12 protein-coding genes, 1 tRNA gene and 1 pseudogene are annotated in these 17,970 nt (G+C 65.6%); 8 read left to right on the top strand and 6 right to left on the bottom strand.

From position 1 onward, the window contains the following. Positions 1–83 precede the first annotated feature (83 nt). Positions 84–1,676, top strand: a complete 1,593-nt coding sequence (locus QUD34_RS04645; protein ID WP_286355433.1) for a B12-binding domain-containing radical SAM protein — start codon at positions 84–86, stop codon at positions 1,674–1,676. On the opposite strand, the gene pnuC is transcribed toward QUD34_RS04645, so the two are convergent. Genes pnuC through pyrF form a run of 3 tightly spaced genes read right to left on the bottom strand, consistent with a single transcriptional unit; the run spans position 1,657 to position 3,505 of the window. Further along, a complete protein-coding gene (pnuC, locus tag QUD34_RS04640; protein WP_286355432.1) occupies positions 1,657–2,238 on the bottom strand; it encodes a nicotinamide riboside transporter PnuC in 582 nt (193 codons plus the stop codon). The two genes, QUD34_RS04645 and pnuC, sit on opposite strands and share 20 nt — an antisense overlap. Beyond that, the gene (locus QUD34_RS04635; protein ID WP_286355431.1) at positions 2,238–2,780 is read right to left on the bottom strand and encodes a hypothetical protein; all 543 of its coding nucleotides are present in this window, start codon (positions 2,778–2,780) and stop codon (positions 2,238–2,240) included. Before QUD34_RS04635 ends, pnuC begins: the two co-directional genes overlap by 1 nt. Continuing rightward, entirely contained in the window at positions 2,777–3,505 is a 729-nt protein-coding gene (gene pyrF / locus QUD34_RS04630; RefSeq protein ID WP_286355430.1) for an orotidine-5'-phosphate decarboxylase, read from the bottom strand. The genes QUD34_RS04635 and pyrF overlap by 4 nt, the downstream gene beginning before the upstream one ends. Positions 3,506–3,554: 49 nt before the next feature. On the opposite strand from pyrF, the gene QUD34_RS04625 reads away from it, so the two are divergent. Continuing rightward, a complete protein-coding gene (locus QUD34_RS04625) occupies positions 3,555–4,517 on the top strand; it encodes a hypothetical protein (RefSeq protein ID WP_286355429.1) in 963 nt (320 codons plus the stop codon). Positions 4,518–4,538: 21 nt separating this feature from the next. Here the strand turns inward: QUD34_RS04625 and QUD34_RS04620 are convergent, their stop codons facing one another. After that, the gene (locus QUD34_RS04620) at positions 4,539–6,485 is read right to left on the bottom strand and encodes a M1 family metallopeptidase (protein WP_286355428.1); all 1,947 of its coding nucleotides are present in this window, start codon (positions 6,483–6,485) and stop codon (positions 4,539–4,541) included. Between the two features lie 91 nt (positions 6,486–6,576). Here QUD34_RS04620 and QUD34_RS04615 point away from each other — a divergent pair. Next, positions 6,577–6,653 (top strand) — tRNA-Met (locus tag QUD34_RS04615). A gap of 500 nt (positions 6,654–7,153) precedes the next feature. Here the strand turns inward: QUD34_RS04615 and QUD34_RS15145 are convergent. Both QUD34_RS15145 and QUD34_RS04610 read right to left on the bottom strand, forming a co-directional pair. Continuing rightward, a pseudogene (locus QUD34_RS15145) lies at positions 7,154–7,420 on the bottom strand (short-chain dehydrogenase/reductase); the annotation flags it as partial. A 9-nt stretch (positions 7,421–7,429) separates the two neighbouring features. Next, the gene (locus QUD34_RS04610) at positions 7,430–8,902 is read right to left on the bottom strand and encodes an SdrD B-like domain-containing protein (RefSeq protein WP_511183560.1); all 1,473 of its coding nucleotides are present in this window, start codon (positions 8,900–8,902) and stop codon (positions 7,430–7,432) included. A 1,029-nt stretch (positions 8,903–9,931) separates the two neighbouring features. On the opposite strand from QUD34_RS04610, the gene QUD34_RS04605 reads away from it, so the two are divergent. The 5 genes from QUD34_RS04605 to wecB all read left to right on the top strand — a co-directional run bounded on the left by QUD34_RS04605 (position 9,932) and on the right by wecB (position 17,805). Further along, positions 9,932–11,419, top strand: coding sequence for a DUF2334 domain-containing protein (locus QUD34_RS04605; protein WP_286355426.1), 1,488 nt, complete (start codon positions 9,932–9,934; stop codon positions 11,417–11,419). Positions 11,420–11,532: 113 nt separating this feature from the next. Further along, positions 11,533–13,617: a glycosyl transferase family protein gene (locus QUD34_RS04600; protein WP_286355425.1), complete on the top strand. Its 2,085-nt coding sequence runs from the start codon at positions 11,533–11,535 to the stop codon at positions 13,615–13,617. Between the two features lie 88 nt (positions 13,618–13,705). Next, positions 13,706–15,340: an NfrA family protein gene (locus QUD34_RS04595; RefSeq protein WP_286355424.1), complete on the top strand. Its 1,635-nt coding sequence runs from the start codon at positions 13,706–13,708 to the stop codon at positions 15,338–15,340. Between the two features lie 170 nt (positions 15,341–15,510). Further along, on the top strand, positions 15,511–16,662 hold the full coding sequence (locus tag QUD34_RS04590) for a glycoside hydrolase family 113 (RefSeq protein WP_286355423.1): 1,152 nt from the start codon (positions 15,511–15,513) through the stop codon (positions 16,660–16,662). Between the two features lie 18 nt (positions 16,663–16,680). Next, positions 16,681–17,805, top strand: coding sequence for a non-hydrolyzing UDP-N-acetylglucosamine 2-epimerase (wecB, locus tag QUD34_RS04585; protein WP_286355422.1), 1,125 nt, complete (start codon positions 16,681–16,683; stop codon positions 17,803–17,805). Positions 17,806–17,970 lie beyond the last annotated feature (165 nt).

The raw sequence follows: 17,970 nt of genomic DNA, 5'->3' as shown, positions 1-17,970 counted from the left end.
AAGCTCTGCTTTCGGACCCCATGCCCCCGCCCCGCACCCTACTCGCCTACAGCGCCCCCCGAAGCGGCTTCGGGGATGAATGGATGACTTTCCTTCCCATTGGTCTCGGCTACCTGCAGGCGATGCTGAAGTCCCGTGCCTTTCCCTGCCGGGTGGCCAACCTGAGCGGCCGGGGCCGGAAGGAGATCCTGGCCTACCTGAAGGCCCAGAACCCGGCAGTGATGGGCGTCTCCATGTTCACCTTCAACCGGAAGCGGTCCTACGAGCTGCTGGCCTGGGCCCGGGAGGCCTGCCCGGAGGCCATCCTCCTGGCCGGCGGCCCCCACCCCACCCACCTGGCCGAAGAGGTCTTCGAGGACTGTCCCGCGCTGGATGCCATCGTGCAGGGCGAAGGTGAAGCCGTGCTCCTGGGAATCGCCGAGCGGCTGAAGGCGGCCCCCGGTTCGGATCTCTGGCGGCGAACGCCGGGCCTCATCCTCCGCGAGGGCCCCACCCTGCCTCAGCCGCCCCTGGAAGATCTCGATGGGGTGGGCATTCCCGCCGAGCACCTGGAGGCGGATTTTCTGAACGATGTGGGCCAACTGGCCTACCTGAGCACCAGCCGCGGCTGCCCGGCCACCTGCAACTTCTGCAATACCCCGGAGTTCTGGGGGACTTCCATCCGCTTCCGCAGCGCCCCGTCGGTGCTGCGCGAGATGCGAATGCTCCGGGAGCAGCACGGCCTCACCTACTTCAGCTTCCGGGACGACACCTTCACCGCCAACCGCGACCGCGTGCTCACCCTCATGAGGGGCATCCAGGACAGCGGCCTCCACCCCCTGTGGAACTGCCAGAGCCGCGTGAACCTGGTGGACGAGGACCGCCTGGTGGCCATGAAGCGCGCCGGCTGCGAGTTCATGCAGTTCGGCGTGGAGCACGGCAGCGAGCGGGTGCTCCAGCTGTTGGACAAGGGCACCAACCTGCGCCATGCGAGGAAGGCCCTGGGCCTGGTGCGCAAGGTGGGCATGAACCTGGGCATCTACCTCATCACCGGCATCCCCGGCGAGACCTGGGCGGATGTGGAGGAGACCGCGACCTTCGTCCGGGACACCCGGCCCCAGGACTGCCAGATCAGCCCCCTGGCCCTCTACCCGGGAACGCGGATGTTCGACCAGTACCGCGCCGAGGGCCGCATCCAGAAGGATTTCTACCGGGCCAGCGGCGACGCCGAGGTCTTTGCGCGGGTCGACGCCCACACCGAGAAGGCCCTGCGGCACATCGACCAGGTGGCCCAGCAGGCCAAGGCGAAGTCCCGCTTCACGCCCGCCGAATTCGCCGAGCAGAAGCGCTGGCTGGGCTTCTGCGCCGTCACCAACCTGCTCTGCGGCGAGGCCGCCGAAGAAGAAGGGCGCTTCTCCGAAGCCGAAGCCGAGTACGCCGAGATCATCGCCCGGGAACCCGCCAACCCCTGGGGCTTCATGAAGCGCGCCCTGCTGCGGGAGAAACTCGGACAGCTGGACCGGGCCCGCGCCGACCTGGCCGAAGTGCTGGCCTTGGCGCCCGGCAATCCCGAAGCCACCGAGCTGGCGGGCCTGTGGGGCCTCAAGCAGACCAAGGCCCGGGCCAAGAAACCAGCCCACGGCCCCACCGCCGAGATGAAGGGCGCCGAAGCCTACCTCAGCCGGCCGAAGATGTAGCCTCCGCCTTCAGCGCCCGCCGCCATTCCAGCAGACCCATGACGCACAGCACCTGGTAGACGAGGTACAGCGCGCTGGTCACATAGAGCCCCTTGTAGATCAGCAGCCCCACGGAGATGCAGTTGGCCGTGAGCCACACCAGCCAGTTTTCGATCCATTTGCGGGTCATCATGAACTGGGCGACGAGGCTGAGGGCCGTGATCAGGGAATCCAACACGGGCACGGTGCTGTTCGTGTACCGGCGGAGCAGCCAGGTCAAGGTGATCGTGATGCCCGCGACCACCCCCGCGAGCAGGACGCCCATCGCCGGCTTGACCCGGGTGACGGTCAGGGCGCCATGGTCCCGCCCCCCATGGAGCCAGCTCCACCACCCGTAGATCGAGATGGCGATGTAGAAGCCCTGCAGCCCGACATCCGCGTAGAGGCCGCTGCGGTAGAACAGGGCGATGAAAACCAGGTTGTTGGCGATGCCGAGCGGCCAGTTCCAGATGTTCTGGCGCACCAGCAGGGCCACGCAGGCGGCGCCGGTGAGGACCCCGAAGACCTCCATCCAACCCGGCATCAGTCCTCGTGCTTCAGGTTGGGGCTGCGCTCCAGCACCATGAGCACCAGCCGCTCCAGCTCATCCACCAGGAGGAAGCGGAGAACCGGATCGGCGGGGCCGGTGCGGCCGGGTTCGCCGCCCCCGCGCACCACGAAGAAGGGTCCGGACCGCTCCAGGCGGGAGATCCGCTTCCAGAGCAGGCGCCCTGCGCCCAGCTTCCTCGCCAGGGGCGCCGGCAGCGCGTTGTGCTCGACGGTGAGACCCAGCTCGTCCACCAGCACCTGGGAGCCCTCCACCAGCAGCACCCCCAGCAGGGTGCCGATGAGGAGCAGGCTGCCGGCCACCACGGCGCCGATGGCCGCCACGACGGCAACCCAGAAGGACCAGGTGGGTTCGCTCGCGGCCTCGGCCACCTTCAGGGAGGCCCGCAGGACGGGGAGCCGTTCGAGAATCTGGGCCAGAGCGCGCACGCCCACCAGCCAGGAGCCCGCGAAGAGCAGGACGGCCATGGCGCGCTGGGCGAAGGAGGGCCGGAAGACGAGGGGGGAACCGACGGTCATCGGCCTTCCATCTCCGCCACGATGCCCTCCGCGGCCGCCGCGGGATCCGCCGCATGGGTGATGGGCCGGCCCACCACCAACCAGGTGGAGCCCTGCTTCAGGGCCTGGGCGGGCGTCATGACGCGGGCCTGATCCTGGGTGGCGACACCCGCGGGCCGGATGCCCGGGGTCAAGCGATGAAAGGCCTCGCCGCAGGCCTCGCGGATGCTGCCCGCCTCCCAGGCCGAGCAGACGACGCCGCCGCAGCCGGCCTGCTGGGCCAGCTTCGCGTAGGCCAGGGCCAGATCTTCGGGCCGGCCCGCATGGCCCAGGGCCGCCAGGGCCTCCCGGTCCAGGCTGGTCAGCACCGTCACCGCCAGCAGTTCCGTGCGGCCCCCGGCGGCCCGATGGGCGCGCACGGCTTCGACCGCGGCCTCCAGCATGGCGGGACCGCCCTGGGCGTGGACATTGATGAGGCGGGGATCCAGCTGGAGCAGCACCTCCAGGGCCCGGCGCACGGTCGTGGGGATGTCGTGGAGCTTCAGGTCCAGGAACACCGGCACCCGGGCCTGCAGCTCCTTCACGAAGGCGGGCCCTTCGGCGCAGAACAGTTCCAGCCCCACCTTCAGCATGCCCACCCGGCCCGCCAGGCGATCCGCCATGGCCAGGGCCTCCTTGGCCGTGGGCAGGTCGAGGGCCACCACGAGGCGCTCCCGAGGCGTGAGGTTGGCAGGGGCAGGGCTCAAGACGACTCCCGTATGATGCGGAGGATCATTCTGCCATCAAGGGAGCTCCGTGTTGCTGACCGTTCCATCCCCTTCCTCGCCCCCGGCCGAGATCCGGCCCGCGCCGCCAACGCCCGCCGAGCGGGAGGAGCGCCTCCTCGAGGCCTACGACTGGGGCCGCCCCCTACCCCCGGCGCCGCCCGGTCCGGGCGCGGCGGCCGACCGGTGGCTGCGGGCCGCCGCCACTTTCGACTCCGGGACCGCCCTGCCGACCAACCCTTTCCCCCCTGGGGCGGCCCACCGGGAGGCGGAAGCGCTGCGGGCCCTGCTGAAGGCCCCCCCCGGCCAACGCGGGAGGCGCCTCGCGGCCCTCCCCCTCCGCCAATCCGGCACGGCCCTGGCCCTCTGGCGCTGGGGCCAGGCCCAGGTCCGCCTGGGGCGCTTCCCCCCCGAGGTGCGGCAGGCGTGGGAGGACCGCCTCCTGGCCGCGGGTCCGGCGCTCACGCGCGGCTATGCCCTGCGCCACGCCCTCTGCTGGGCCCTGGCGGACAAGGACGAGACCAGGTTCGCCGCACTCAAGGCCCTCGCCACGCCGGAGACAGAGTCCATCGTGGCGGGCTTCCAGCGCCTCTTCGGCCTGCTGGGCGGTCCCACGCCGGATCTGCGCCTGTGGAGCCTGCCGGGCCTGGACTACCAGGATCTGCGACTGGATCAGCTGGGGGCTCCCCAGGTGTGGATCTGCCCGGCCGGCGAGGGACCGCTGCCGGACCTTCCGCCCCGCGTGGCCTGGGTCATTCCCAGCACCGAGGCCGGCCTGGATGCCCGGGGCGCCAGCCTTCCCGAAAACCTCCTCGATGAGGGCCGGGCGCTCGCCGCGCGCCTCCAGGCGGCCGGAAGGACCGCCCGCTTCGCCCCCAGCCGGCCGGCCTTCGAGGCGCTGGGCCTGGTCTGGTTCCCCATCCTCATCGACCTCGACGCCCAGGGAACCGTCAGGACCATCCGCATGGGGGATGCGGCCCCGCCGCGTCCCTGAGTCCATCCTGCGAAGGGGACTTCACCCGATCCCGCAGCCCTGGAGCCATCCGGCCACCGTGCCCCAGACCAGGTGCGACCAGTAGTGGAATCCCCGCCGCACGGGCTTCGAGGTATAGCTGGCGTGGAGCCGGTCCTTGAGCATCGGATAGTTGCCGTCGGGATCCAGGACTGCCGCCACCACGGGCGAGTTGAACTCGTAGGTGATCCATCGATCCTGGCCGTCCCAGACGAGCCGCTGCTCCTCCCGGTTCTCCAGCCGCACCCACAGCGTGATCGGCACTTTGAGGCCGCCTTTCCGCTCGAGGGTGATGGAACCCACCCGGCCGGGCGCTGCGGGCTGCGGCGCCGCGAAGACGGGCCCCTTCTCGGAGAACAGCCAGCCGCCCTGGGTGACCTCCTGGGTCCTCGCGCCGCGGATGGCGTAGTCGAGCACCTCGGTGCCCTCCACGAAATCCCGCCAGAACGCGGAGAGGTCGCGACCCGACACCCGCTCGGCGATGCGCTTGAAGTCCTGCCGGGTCGGATGCCGGAAGGCCATCTCCTGGGCATAGGTGCGCATGACCTGCTCCATCACCGGCCGGCCCAGCATCGCCTCGAGCTGGTTGAGCACCTGGGTGGCCTTGCCGTAGGCGGTGACGGAGTAGCTATGGGCATTGAGGGTCTTGAACCCGAATCGCGTCAGCGGATCGGCGGAGGGCAGGCTCCAATAGCCCCCCCACTCCAGGAAGTCCGTGGACACCCGGAATCTCCGGCTGCTGAGCAGGCTGTGATAAGTGCGCTCCAAGGCCTTGTGCGTGAACCAGGTGTTGATGCCCTCATCCAGCCAGGGCTCCTCGAACTCGTTGCTGGCCAGCATGCCGTAGAAGAACTGGTGGCCGAACTCGTGGACGGTCACCTGCTCGGGTTCCAGGCGGCGCTGCAGGGGGTCGAACCCCACCGAACCGGCGGTGATGAGGGTGGGGTATTCCATCCCGTCCGCGCCTTCGGCCTGCTCGGGTGTGTCGATCACCGTCAGCGTCGGATAGGGGTATTTGAAATACCACTCCTCGCTCCAGCGCAGGGCGTTCTCCACGGCGCGCCGCTGCCGCTGGAAACTTCCCCGGTGGCGGTCGTCGATGTAGTAGAACACCTGCACGCCGCGGTACTCGTGCATGGCGGGCTTCCGCCAGCTCTCCCGGGGCATCACGGCCCAGGCGAAATCATGCACATCCTCCGCATGGAGGCGCCAGATCACATTCAGCGGCCGCTTGGGATCCTTCTCGATCTCGGTAATGAAGTTGGTCTGGGTGCCCGTATGGGCCAGCCCCAGCGCGTTCGGCAGGGACAGGGCCACATCGTAGACGCCGAAATCGGCAAAGAACTCCGTATTGGCATGGTAGGCATGGCAGTTCCAGCGGTCGCCCTGATAGACGCCCACCTTCGGGAACCACTGGCCAGACATGAGGAAGTCGCCGGCCCAGCCGCTGCGGGCGAAGACCTTCGGATAGCGGTTCTCCCAGGTGATCTCCAGGTGGATGGTCTCCCCGGGGGCCACGGCCCGCGGCAGCCTCAGCCAATGGACCGTCTCGTCCTCGCCCACATGGCCCTGCAACTCCCGGCCCTCCATCCGCACGCTGAGGAGCCGGCAGTAGCCCCAGGAGGAGGCCTCGGCCGGCCGGTCCTGATGATCGGAACGCAGGCGCCCGCCGCTCTCCTTCACGAACAGGCTCTGGGGGCCCTTGAAGGCGTTCAGGTAGAGATGCAGCGGCAGTTCCTGGGTGGGGGCCGTGCCCGTATTGCGCCAGGAAAGGGTCTCCGTCCCCTCCAGCGTCTTGTGCTCGAAGTCCAGCACCGCCTCAATGCGGTAGTTGGCGATCCTCGGCGACTTCGCCTTGTCGAACCACTTCTCCGGCGTCCAGGTCCGCGGCCCCGCCCCCAGCCCCGTGGCCACGAGCAGCACCAGCGCAGCCACCATGTGGCGTCTCATCGAACCTCCCGAGCGTCCGTCGAGCATACCAACACCCGCCCAAGGTGCGTCCTTGCCGTTCCCGCAATCCCTGCTACACTCGAACTCCTACCGCGGGGTGGAGCAGTCCGGTAGCTCGTTGGGCTCATAACCCAAAGGTCGCAGGTTCAAATCCTGCCCCCGCTACCAATCGAACCGATGACCGGAGCCGAGTGCTCCGGTTTTCGCGTACGCCGGAGACGGGCGGCAGGATTTGGACCTGCGAGTGGGATGTGGAGGACGCGACTTGATGTCGCGTCCGGAGCAGACCGGGGACCGCGCAGCGGGACCCCGTTCAAATCGTCACAGCATGGGCCGGCACGAAGGGCGGAGAACGGCGGTCGCCGGGCGAGCGCCACTGCGGAGGCAGCCCCCCGGCGGCCTCCGCAGTGGATCAAGGCCGAAGGACCAAGGGGAACAGCTATCGTCTCGGCACATACCGCATGGCCACGGCCCCCGAGCCGCACTCCAGCCAGCTCCCGAGCTTCAAATCCACAGGCTGAGAGAGCCCCGCAAACCTGCTCAGCGCTCCAATCAACCCGGTCCAGGGTGCCCGACACGATGGGCTTCTTGGCTGCGTGGATCGTCCAGGCGAAGGGCTCCACCCAATCGGGCATCCAATCAGGCCTCACTCCCGGCTGCGCCACCGGGCGCCACGCCGCCTCGGCCACATCGGATTCAAGGGTTACCGCAGCCGGATGGGCAAAGGCGGCGAAGACCCGCTCGGCGAAGGGCATATAGGCCTCGGGAATCAGCCCTTCCATGCGCTTGCCGCCGTTGAGGGTGAAGCGCGTCGTCGGCGCGGAGCCCAGTTCGACCAGCTTCACGCGCAGGCTGAAGGCCTCCAGCTCGAAGGCCAGGGGGGATCCCGTGAACCCCTCGATGGCCGTCTTGCTGCCGGTGTAGACCGCCGCCAGCGACCGGGATCAGGGGGCCTGAGTCTCCAGGTCGTTGAGGACGGACCAATCCGGCGCGGTCTTGGGCACCATGGTCTGGAGGAAATGCCAATAGAACCCGCCGCCCACATAGGCGGGCACGCTGGGGATACGGTAGCCGTAGAACCGCCGGAGCATGTCGGCCCGGGTGGTGGCGGAGGCGGGAATGCTGTTGCCCCAGCCGAATTCGCCGAATCCGAGTTTCGCGTTGGGGAAGCGGGCGGCCAAAGCGCTAAATAGCGCATCCAATTCTGCCTGGGTCAGCTGATGGCCATTGTTCTGGTCTTCGTAGTAGCTGACCAAGACATAATTGAGTCCCGTGCGCATGCGGTGCCCGGGCGGAATGTTGGCATCCGCCCAAGGGATGAGGTCGTAGCCTGGCGTGGCCGGATTTTCGTAGTAGAAGGTGAGGGCCGTGGGCTTCCCGGCAGCCTTCACAGCATCAAACATCGCTTCGAGCTTGGGCATGACGCCCGATCCCAGCCAGTTCCCGTTCACCTCGTTGCCGATTTCCCAAACAGACACGAACGGGCCGAGGGTGCCCAGGTACTCGGTGATGCGAGCCTGGACCGCGGCCAGGGTCAGGGCTGGCATGTAGGACGAATCCACGGGCTGGCCCATCACATCGGCCACCGTCGCGAGTGCCGTGACGGAGGACACATAATCCACCGCGGCGGGATGCCCGCCTGAAGCCAGGTCAAAGACTGTCCGGACCATGGTGCGAACCGGCAGGGACTTCAGGGCATCCACCTGCTGGGCCGTGCTGGAGGCGGGGTCATCGGTAGTCACCCCCCAGAGCCAGCTGGTTGGAAGAGGTGGTGGGTTGGCCAAGGAGGTGAAGTTCTGGCCGCTAACATTCGCCTCATTCAGGGTCACCGCTGAATTGGCGGGCGTGAAGGCGTAGCCCGACAGGCTTGGGGTGACCGAATAGCTGCCATTCGCGAGCCCCGTGAAGGAGTAGCTGCCGCTTGAGCCGGTGGTCGTCGTGGCGGAAGCCGCTCCCGCGAGCCTCATCAGTACGCCCTGCTGCACCGCGCCACTGACTGAACCGCTGATGCTGTAGGTGACGGTTGGAACACTGGCTACGAAGCGGTTCCCTGTTGAATTTGTGCCAAGCACAGTCACGGCCGAGGAGGCCGGGGTGAAGGTGTAGCCGGCAAGGGCTGGGGTCAGGGTATAGCCGCCGTCCAGAAGGCCAGGGAAGCTGAAGGTCCCAGTCGCGTCCGTGGTCGCGGTCCTGGTCGCCGCGCCTGTTAGGTTGATGGCGACCCCTTGCTGCACAGCCCCGCCCACCGACCCCGCGATGGCGTGGGTGGCCGCGGGGCTGGGGCTGGCCTGATGGTTTCCACCTCCCCTGCAGGCAAAAAAGAGGGCCGCGGCGAAAAGGGCAACCAGGCCCGCAGACCAACGCCTCCACTGAACCCGAGTCACTGACCCTTCCTTGCTCGAATGCAGGTCCGCCATGGCAGGCTCCCTGGGAGATGAGGTAAAGCAGGCGCCCCTCATGGAGGGGGGGCTGCGTCCTTCCTGTTCAGATGATCCCAGGCTCAGTTTCATCGCCGAGCAGGGTCCACCCTTCAGGCCCGGGTGCCAGTCGGCTGTCGGGCTTGGCCGGAGTGGTTTCTAGGCTCCAGGGACCAAGCGGAGGTCCGCCTAAAGATCTAGTAGAAAACGACATTTCTCACTCCTTCAAGGTGTTTTATCCTTAAACAAGATTATCATATACATCAAGAAAATCCATGTAGATATTAATCTACACTTGTAAAAAAAACATTTTTTAACCCCTTGACGCGATACTTTACATGACCTACTTTTTGCGACTTGACCCTTGTGTCAAAACACCTGCGCCCAGTGTCCATGGCCCGTAACCTATGCCCGGAGGTGGTTATTTTTCGCCTAACAGACTTATTTTCAATTCTTTTTTCCAGTTTGGTCGCCCTAAGCCCTGCCTATGGCCGAGAGGAGCAGCCCCAGCCCCTCCCAGCAAAGCCGGCGACCAAGACAGCTCCCCGTCAACCGGCCACACCCGAACCGGCCAAGCAGTCATCGGAGAAGGCTCCCGCGCCATCTGAACCGGCCAAGCAGTCTCCGGAAGTGGTTCCCGCGCCAACCACACCATCCGAAAATGCGGACGATTCCCTGCCCATGGAACCGGCTAAAGGCACCCAACCCAGTTCCTCGCCGGATCCGGGCCTGGAGCCCCTCATGGCTGGCTCTGGCGTCATCCGCGCCACCGCGGCCCGGCCTGTTCAAGCCCCCGTTCAGACCCCAGTTCAAAGCATTAGCGTGACCTTCAACCAGGACGCAACTCCTCCCTCAAAACCCAACGGCCCGATCGCCGATGCGGCCGGGAAAGTCAGCACCACCGCGGGTACCCAGCTGCCCGCTCCGCCGCGGCCCCCGCAACAGGTTCCCGCGATCGGCCGCCCTCGCCTGGCGCCCTGGGCTGGCCCATCCAAACATGAACTCCAGGATCGTCTCAGGAGCTTGACCGTGTCCGGCGCCGCCCTGGCGGCCTCCCCCAACACGCTGATCCTCTACGATTCCACCGGCCCCTGGGGATTCCTGGGCGAACTCTACGCCCAGCAGACCGCCAACCTGGTCTCCCACTTCGGCACCTGGAAGGCGATCCCCGTGGGGACCTATGTGGCCGGGCAGATGGCTGGCTTCACCGCGGTGGTCTACATCGGCTCCACCTACGATGAGCCCCTGCCCCTGGCTTTTTTGGCAGATGTCCGGGCCACCACGATCCCGGTGCTGTGGATGTACGACAACATCTGGCAACTCACGGCGGAGTTCGCCGATTTCCCGGGCACGACCGGATGGACATGGACTGGCTTCGATTTCAGCCAGATCCCCAGCGTCCAGTACAAGGGCACCCAGCTGGACCGCGACCTTCTGAACGGGGGCGGCATCATGGGAACCACCCTTGCCGACCCGTCCAAGGCCCAGGCGCTGGCCACGGCCCAGCGCACGGATGGCACCACGATCCCCTGGGTCGTCCAGAGCGGCCAGTTCTACTACTTCACCGAAATCCCCTTCTCCTATGTCAGCCCCAACGATCGCTACCTGGCCTTCGCGGACCTGCTCTACGCCGTCTACAACCCCGCCGCGGCCACCCGGCACCGTGCCCTGGTCCGGATCGAAGATGTGGGACCTGATGCCGATCCCGCGGAACTGAGGGCCGTCGCCGATGCGCTCTTCGCACGCGCAGTGCCGTTCTCCGTGGCGGTCTACCCCGGATACCGCGATCCCAACGGCACCTACAACGGAGGCGTCGCGACCTCCTACGATCTAGTGAACCGCCCCACCGTTGTTTCGGCCCTGAAGTACATGCAGTCCAGGGGCGGAACCCTTCTCATGCATGGCTACACCCATCAGTTCTCCAAACTCCTGAACCCCTACTCGGGGGCCAGTGCCGATGACTTCGAGTTCTTCATCGCGCACATCGATTCTGCCAACAATGTGGTGTATGACGGCCCGGTGCCGGGCGACTCCCAGGTATGGGCCACCAGTCGCATCAAGTCCGGGATGAACGCATTCACCCGGGCGGGGTTGACGGTCCCCACCATTTTCGAGCCGCCGCACTACGCGGCCTCGGTTCCCGACTACAAGGCCATCCTCGCCCTCTTCCCCAAGCGGTACGACCGTGGTCTCTATTTCGGGGGCATTCTCAGCGGCGGAGCGATCAGCTACAGCCGGCTGAACGGCCAGTTCTTCCCCTATCCGGTGAAGGACATCTACGGTTCCTTCGTCATCCCGGAGAACCTGGGCAATGTCGAGCCGGTGGCCTTCAACAACCATCCTCCGCGCCTGCCGGCCGACATCCTCACCACGGCCCAGAAGAACCTGGTGATCAGGGATGGCTTTGCAAGCTTCTTCTACCATCCGTATCTGGGAACGCCCATGCTGACCGAGATCGTGGATGGCCTGAAGGTTCAGGGCTGGACATTCGTCGCCGCAGGTTCCATCACGAACTGAATCCAACAGGGAATCCCGTGGAACGGGGACTTTCATTCCGAAAGCTCTAATCGTGTATCTCAAAACTTCGAGGGGCCGCGCCGGGCGCGTGTCAAATGCCAATGGAACCATTCATGCAGGTGCTATTCGGTCTGGTGGTCTTCGTGAACCTGCTCATCCTTGTGAGCAGCCTCGATGATGTGTTCATTGACGCCTATTTCTGGATCCGGGTCCTGTACCGAAAGTCCACGGTCGCGCGCAGGCACGCCCCCTTCGGGCTCGAGCAGCTTCAGGATCGGGAGGAGGCGCACTTCGCGATCATGGTCCCGGCCTGGAAAGAGTTCGATGTCATCGCAAGCATGATCGAGAACACCAATGCCAACATGAAGTACTGCAATTACCTGATTTTCGTCGGCACTTATGTCAACGACAGTGAGACCCAAACCGAGGTGGACCGCATGGCCCGCCGGTACCGCAATGTGCGCCGGGTGGATGTGCCCCATCCTGGCCCCACCTGCAAGGCCGACTGTCTGAATTTCCTGATCCAGGCGGTATTCCGGCACGAGGAGCAGACCGGTCGTCCCTTTTCCGGGGTGGTGATCCACGATTCAGAAGATGTGATCCACCCCCTGGAACTCAAGGTCTTCAACCACTTCATTGACCGCATGGACCTCATCCAGCTCCCGGTGCTCAGCCTGGAGCGCGAGTGGTACCAATTGGTGGCGGGGACCTACCAGGATGACTTCGCCGAGTGTCACTCGAAGGACATGGTCGTCCGCGAGAGCCTCACGGGACTGGTGCCCTGCGCCGGAACCGGGATGTGCTACTCGCGCAGGGCCCTTGCGGCGCTCATGGCGGAAACCGGGGATTCTCCCTTCAACACGGCGACCCTGACCGAGGATTACGACTTCAGCTTCCGTTTGAAGAAGTTCGGTTTGAAACAGTCCTTCGTGAAGATCCCCTTTCACTACACGGCCTACGAGAAGGGATGGTGGGGCGAACGGAAAGTCGAACGCTACGACCTCCTGGGGGTTCGCGAATTCTTCCCGTCCACCTTTCGTACCGCCTATCGTCAACGGACCCGCTGGATTCTCGGAATCGCGCTCCAGGGCTGGGAGGCCATGGGGTGGAAAGGCGATCTGAAGACCAAATACTTCATGTTCCGGGATCGCAAAGGGGTATTCACCAGCCTGGTGACGATCCTGGCCTACGCCCTTCTGGCGTGCATCGGCACACTCACGTTCCTTGGCCGCATGGGCCTGCATGTTCCCCCCCTGCCACCAGGATTCGCCCAGGGCAGCTGGCTGACCCGCCTCATGCAGGTCAATGCCGTGTTCATGGTGAACCGCGTGCTGCAGCGCTTCATCTTCGTGAACCGATTGTACGGCGTCACCCATGGCCTGCTCGCCATCCCCCGCGTCCTCGTCAGCAACGTGATCAACTTCATGGCCGCCACCCGGGCCTGGAAGCAGTACCTGCGGCACAGGATCACGGGCGTGGCCCTGGCATGGGACAAGACGGCCCACGCCTATCCCACCGGCCCCGAATTGCGGCCTTTCCGCGCCAAACTGGGCGAGATCCTCTTCCAGTGGAATGAACTGGAGGAGGGCCACCTGGATGCCGCCCTCACCGAGCAGGAGATCACCGGGCGCCAGCTGGGCAGCATCCTCATGGAACGGTATGGGGTATCCGAAGCCAACCTGGCGGACGCCATCGCCTTCCAGGCCGACCTCCCGCGCAGCAGCCTCAACATGGCTGTCCTCGAACAGACCCGGAACCTGCTGCCCCACAGCCTCGCCATCCATCACAGATGGGTCCCCCTGGGGGTCGGGGAGCATGAGGAACTGCTCCTGGGCGTGTCGGCGCCTCCTTTGGAAGCGGCCATGGCAGAAGCCCTGGTGCACCTTCAGACCGCTCCGAGGTTCTTCATCATCACGGAGAGCGAGGCCCTGTGCGCCTTGGCCTACATGATCCTCGGAGGATCTTCCGCCGAGATGTTCGATCAGGCCCTGGCGGACCGCCTGGAGCACATCCTGGATCTGAAGATTGAAATCTCCCCTGTCCTGCTTGGATCAGCCTTGGCGGACTACTCCTATTCGAGCCACGGGAAACTGCAACTGTTTTTGGCCGATCGCCACATCACCAACCCCCAGCCGATCGGGCTTCATCCTTCTGGAGCCCACCTCCACTTGGGATTGCAGCCCACCCCCGCCACTTAGCGTCCATTCCCACCGCGCCCTGATCGTCTCCGAGCCGCCCATGCACCGATGTTTCACCGGTTTCTGTGTCTTCCTGCTCCTTGGTCCCATGGCTCGATCACAGACGCCACCCTTGCGCGGGGAGGCCTACCGGCTGGCCGAAGAGTCCTACCGCCTTCAGGCGGCCCATGACCTGGCGGGGGCTCTGAGCCTGGTGGACGCGGCCCTGGCCAAGTCCAAAGAACACCCGCAGCTGCTCGCCCTCAAGCGGGACCTGCTCTACGCGATAGGCTCTCTGCCCGAGGCGGATGCGTTGAACGAAGACCTCCTGGCGAAAGCCCCGGGGGATGCCAAACTCCGGCTGTTCCGGATCTACCTCAGGCAGCGTCAAGGCCGGTTGGCCGAAGCCCTTGAGGATGCGACACAGCTCGAGGGGGATTCTGGAATTTCTCCCGGGGACCGCCGCCAGACCCGGCTGGTCCTGGCCGACCTGTTCCAGGCCCAGGGCAGACACACCGAAGCCTTGAAGGTTCTGATGCCCCATTCCGGAGAGGCTGAGCTTGGCGTTCAAGCCCGCCGGGCCTTCCTGCTGCTCGCCGATGGCCATCACGCTTCAGCCTGCCAGGCCTTCCAGGATGCGTTGCAGCTCTCCCCGGATGCAGACCAGCGGCGTACGCTGCTGCAGGGGCTTTGCGACGCGGCGCGAAAAACCAACCAGGCCGACCTTGAGCTGAGGGCCCTGGAAGACCTTCGCAGGCTCAACCCGCAGGACCGCCACGCGGCGCTGGAGCTGGCCTATGCGTATGTGGGCCGGCACCGCGATGCCGAAGCCCTCGATCATTTCTCCGCTGGGCTGGATGATCAGAGCCTTCCGGGGACCTGGCTCGACGCCGCCTATGCCGCCAAGCGCCTCGGAAAGAATTCCGAGGCGGTGCGGTACTTCACCCGGGGCATGGATGCGCGCAGGGCCTCGGGCCAGACTTCACCGGAGTTCGACTACGGCCTGCGGCGGGAAGTGGAAACCCTGAGCCGGTCCTGGGGTCTAGCGTCTGGCAGCTTCTACCGGCAAAGCATCCTCCTCCCTGGCGTGGCCTCCCGGGACAAGCTCCTTCAACAGGGCCTGGAGGCCTACTGGCAGCCGGAGTTCCTGGCGCAGAATGGCCGCATGGTGCAGGTCTTCGCCCAGGTCTTCGAAAACCTCTACAGCGGAAACTCGGCCACCACGGGCGGTCCCACGCTGCAGGGGGTCGTCGGGGTCCGGGCCAAGCCCTTCAGCTCCGAAAATGTGGTGTTCACGGCCGAAAAGCTGGTGGCGCTCGGGCGCCTCTCTCTGAACGACTGGATGTTCCGGGCTGCCTACTCCGCGGATGCTGGGCTGGACCTTCGGCCCTGGGAACGCGACTGGAACTATTGGCGCCTGTTCACGGAAGGGGCCGCCTTTGCCAAGACCGGCCAATATGTGCATCAGCTCGAAGTCCGAGCCGGCCACGCCTGGCGCATGAAGACCAGCGACGGGCGGGACATGCTGGCCCCGCACCTGGTCCTGGCGGGGGATTTCGACAACCGGGTGAACCCTCGGTACGCCGGCGGATTCGGCATCGGTGCCTCCCTGCGCCATTGGTTCCGGGAGGACCGGCACCATGCGCCGGCCAGCTGGCTGGAGCTGACCCTTCAGGCCCGAGCGCAGCTGGGCAGCGCGGACCGGGGCAAGGGTTTGTTCCTGACCCTGACCGGATGGTTTTAGAGGCCTTCCTCTGATCGGAGACAGTTGTGAAGCATCACCAAGCGCGTTTGCAAGACGGCCATGAGCTTCCCGGAATGGATCCGACAAGCCCGGTTTATCTTGCGAGCTCATCCCGGCCCGGCCGCCTGATTCCAGGCTTGTGGCGCCACACCGGGACAAGGGGCCGCGCCATGCTGCTCGCGGCAGTGGCCCTGCTGGCGCCCATCCAGGCCCTTCACTCAGCCCAGGCCAAGCGAAAACCGGAAACCAAGCCCGGCCCCAGCCAGGCAGCCAACACATCCGGATTCATCAAGGGTGGCAATGTCTCCGCGTGGAACACCACGGATGCCAAGAAGGCTCTGGCCGATGCCAAACGGCTCAACTTGAACACCCTCACGATTCCTGTGCGGGTGGACATGGCCACCGCCAACGCGTCGGAAGTCCGGCTGGATGAACCCAGCCTCGCCTTCGCCAGGAAGGTCGTGGCGCTGGGAGGGGCCTACCGCCTCATCATCGAGCCCTACCCATGGATCGCAGATGGCAGGGTGCCCGAAACCGCCCTGGACCCCGAGGACAAGGCCGCCTGGTTCGACTCCTACTCGAAGGCCCTGGCTCAAATCGGCCGGGAGTTCCCCAAGGTCTGGGGCATGTATGTGGCGTCTAACCTGGTGAAGCTGGAGGGCGAGTCCGAACACTGGATCTCCCTCATCCAAAGACAGCGGGAAACCTTCCGGGGCAACTTGATCTACCGCACCCAGTGGTGGTCGACCGTGCCCCAGAAGCCGGACACGCTCGCCGCCTATCAGGCCAAGCTGGGCAACCCCATCTTCGGGGTGGTGGATGTCATCGGGGTCGCCTCCTATTTCGAACTGAGCGATGCCAGCGCCCCGACCGTCGACGAGATCAAGGCGGCCCTGCAATCCACGACCGTGTTCAACCGGAAACAGAATGTGGTGGCAGAGGTCATGGCGCTGCATGAGAAGTGGCGCAAGCCCATCTTCCTGGGCGAGCTGAGTTGCCCGGCGGTGGAATACGGCGCGGAGACCCCCTGGGATCCCTCGGCCAGCCAGACCGTCAACGCGGAGATCCAGAAGAACTACCTCTCCGCCTACCTCGAGACATTCCCCCGGGATACGCGCATGTTCCTGGGCTTTTCCCTGTTCCCCATCGGGCACCCCGTGGCGACGCCCTACGACCTTGCCCCCTCGGCCGCGGAATACATCCAGACCTTCAAGCCAGACCGGACACCGCCGGTGGTTCCAACGCGCGTTGCCGCGGGCCGCGGAGCGGTGGCATCACCGGGTGTTCCATCCAACGGCGCGGCAAATCCTGAAAACCGATAGAGGAAGATTGGAGTCCCCATGTCCAAGAAAGTGATTTGCGTGATGGGCACCCGGCCCGAAGTGATCAAGATGGCCCCGGTCGTCAAGGCGCTCAGCGGCATGGGCCTGGATGTGAAGGTGCTGGCCACCGCGCAGCACCGCGGCATGCTCGATCAGATGATGGCCACCTTCCAGTTGAGCTCGGATTGGGATCTCGACGCCATGCGTCCCGGCCAGAGCCTTCCCGATCTGACGGGCCGCCTGGTGCCCGCCCTCGCCAAGATCTTCCAGGCGTCCAATGCCGACGCGGTGCTCGCCCAAGGGGACACGACCACGGTGTTCTGCTCGGCGCTGGCTGCTTATTACTCAAGCATCCCGTTTGGTCATGTGGAAGCTGGCTTGCGAAGTGGGGACCTGAAATCGCCTTTCCCCGAAGAAGGTATGCGGCGCCTCACCGCTCCCTTGGCCAACTGGCACTTTGCCCCGACGGAGACCTCCCGCCTCGCCCTGCTGAAAGAGGGCACCCATGACTCGAACATCCATGTGGTCGGCAACACCGTCATTGATGCCCTGCTGGCCACATCGGCCAGGGCAGACCTGGCCTTGCCTCCCACCCTTCGCCCTCTGGAACCGGGCCATCGGCGGGTGTTGATCACCCTGCACCGGCGCGAGAACTTCGGCGAGCCGCTTCGGGCCATCCTGGGTTCGCTGCGGCGCTTCGCCCTGCGGCACCCGTCGGCTCGCCTCGTGTACCCCGTCCACCCCAACCCGAATGTGCAGGGCCCGGCCTGGGAGATTCTCGGAGGACTTCCGAATGTGGACCTGATCGAGCCCCTGGACTACCCGGAGTTGGTAGCAGTGATGCGGGAGGCGCACCTCGTGCTCACCGACAGTGGCGGCATCCAGGAAGAAGCGCCCGCCATCGGAAAGCCCGTGCTCGTGTTTCGGGATGTGACGGAACGGCCCGAAGCCGTGGAGGCTGGCGGGGTGCGCCTCGTTGGCAGCGACCCGGCCAGGTTCGAGGAAGAAGTTGAGCGCCTGTGGACCGATGAGCAGGCGTATGCGGACATGGCCAAACCGCGCTTCCCGTACGGGGATGGCCGGTCCTCCCTCCGCATCTCGGAGATCCTCGGCCAGGACCTCAAGCTGACCTTGAGCGCATAATCCATGGCCTCAGGATGTCCTTGGCGAACCCAGTGCCACGCGGAATCCTAGCCCCTTGTCAGCGTAGGCCGGGCCAACGAGCGGATGCCAGGTTGCGCAGGATCAGGCCAGAAATGGGCATGCCTTTGCAACAGGCCATTCATCAGAGCCCTGGCGAAGCCATGA

Origin of the sequence: Geothrix oryzae (assembly GCF_030295385.1) — a bacterium.
In the GTDB taxonomy this organism is placed as follows: Bacteria; Acidobacteriota; Holophagae; order Holophagales; family Holophagaceae; genus Geothrix; species Geothrix oryzae.
This window is presented reverse-complemented; position numbering and strand designations above follow the sequence as displayed.

What these genes read in the sequence shown, in the direction of transcription:
- QUD34_RS04610 (WP_511183560.1), bottom strand. Translation starts at nt 8,902, where the DNA reads ATGGCGGACCTGCATTCGAGCAAGGAAGGGTCAGTGACTCGGGTTCAG.
- QUD34_RS04620 (WP_286355428.1), bottom strand. Translation starts at nt 6,485, where the DNA reads ATGAGACGCCACATGGTGGCTGCGCTGGTGCTGCTCGTGGCCACGGGG.
- QUD34_RS04590 (WP_286355423.1), top strand. Translation starts at nt 15,511, where the DNA reads ATGCTGCTCGCGGCAGTGGCCCTGCTGGCGCCCATCCAGGCCCTTCAC.
- QUD34_RS04635 (WP_286355431.1), bottom strand. Translation starts at nt 2,780, where the DNA reads ATGACCGTCGGTTCCCCCCTCGTCTTCCGGCCCTCCTTCGCCCAGCGC.
- wecB (WP_286355422.1), top strand. Translation starts at nt 16,681, where the DNA reads ATGTCCAAGAAAGTGATTTGCGTGATGGGCACCCGGCCCGAAGTGATC.
- QUD34_RS04645 (WP_286355433.1), top strand. Translation starts at nt 84, where the DNA reads ATGACTTTCCTTCCCATTGGTCTCGGCTACCTGCAGGCGATGCTGAAG.
- pnuC (WP_286355432.1), bottom strand. Translation starts at nt 2,238, where the DNA reads ATGCCGGGTTGGATGGAGGTCTTCGGGGTCCTCACCGGCGCCGCCTGC.
- QUD34_RS04600 (WP_286355425.1), top strand. Translation starts at nt 11,533, where the DNA reads ATGCAGGTGCTATTCGGTCTGGTGGTCTTCGTGAACCTGCTCATCCTT.
- QUD34_RS04595 (WP_286355424.1), top strand. Translation starts at nt 13,706, where the DNA reads ATGGCTCGATCACAGACGCCACCCTTGCGCGGGGAGGCCTACCGGCTG.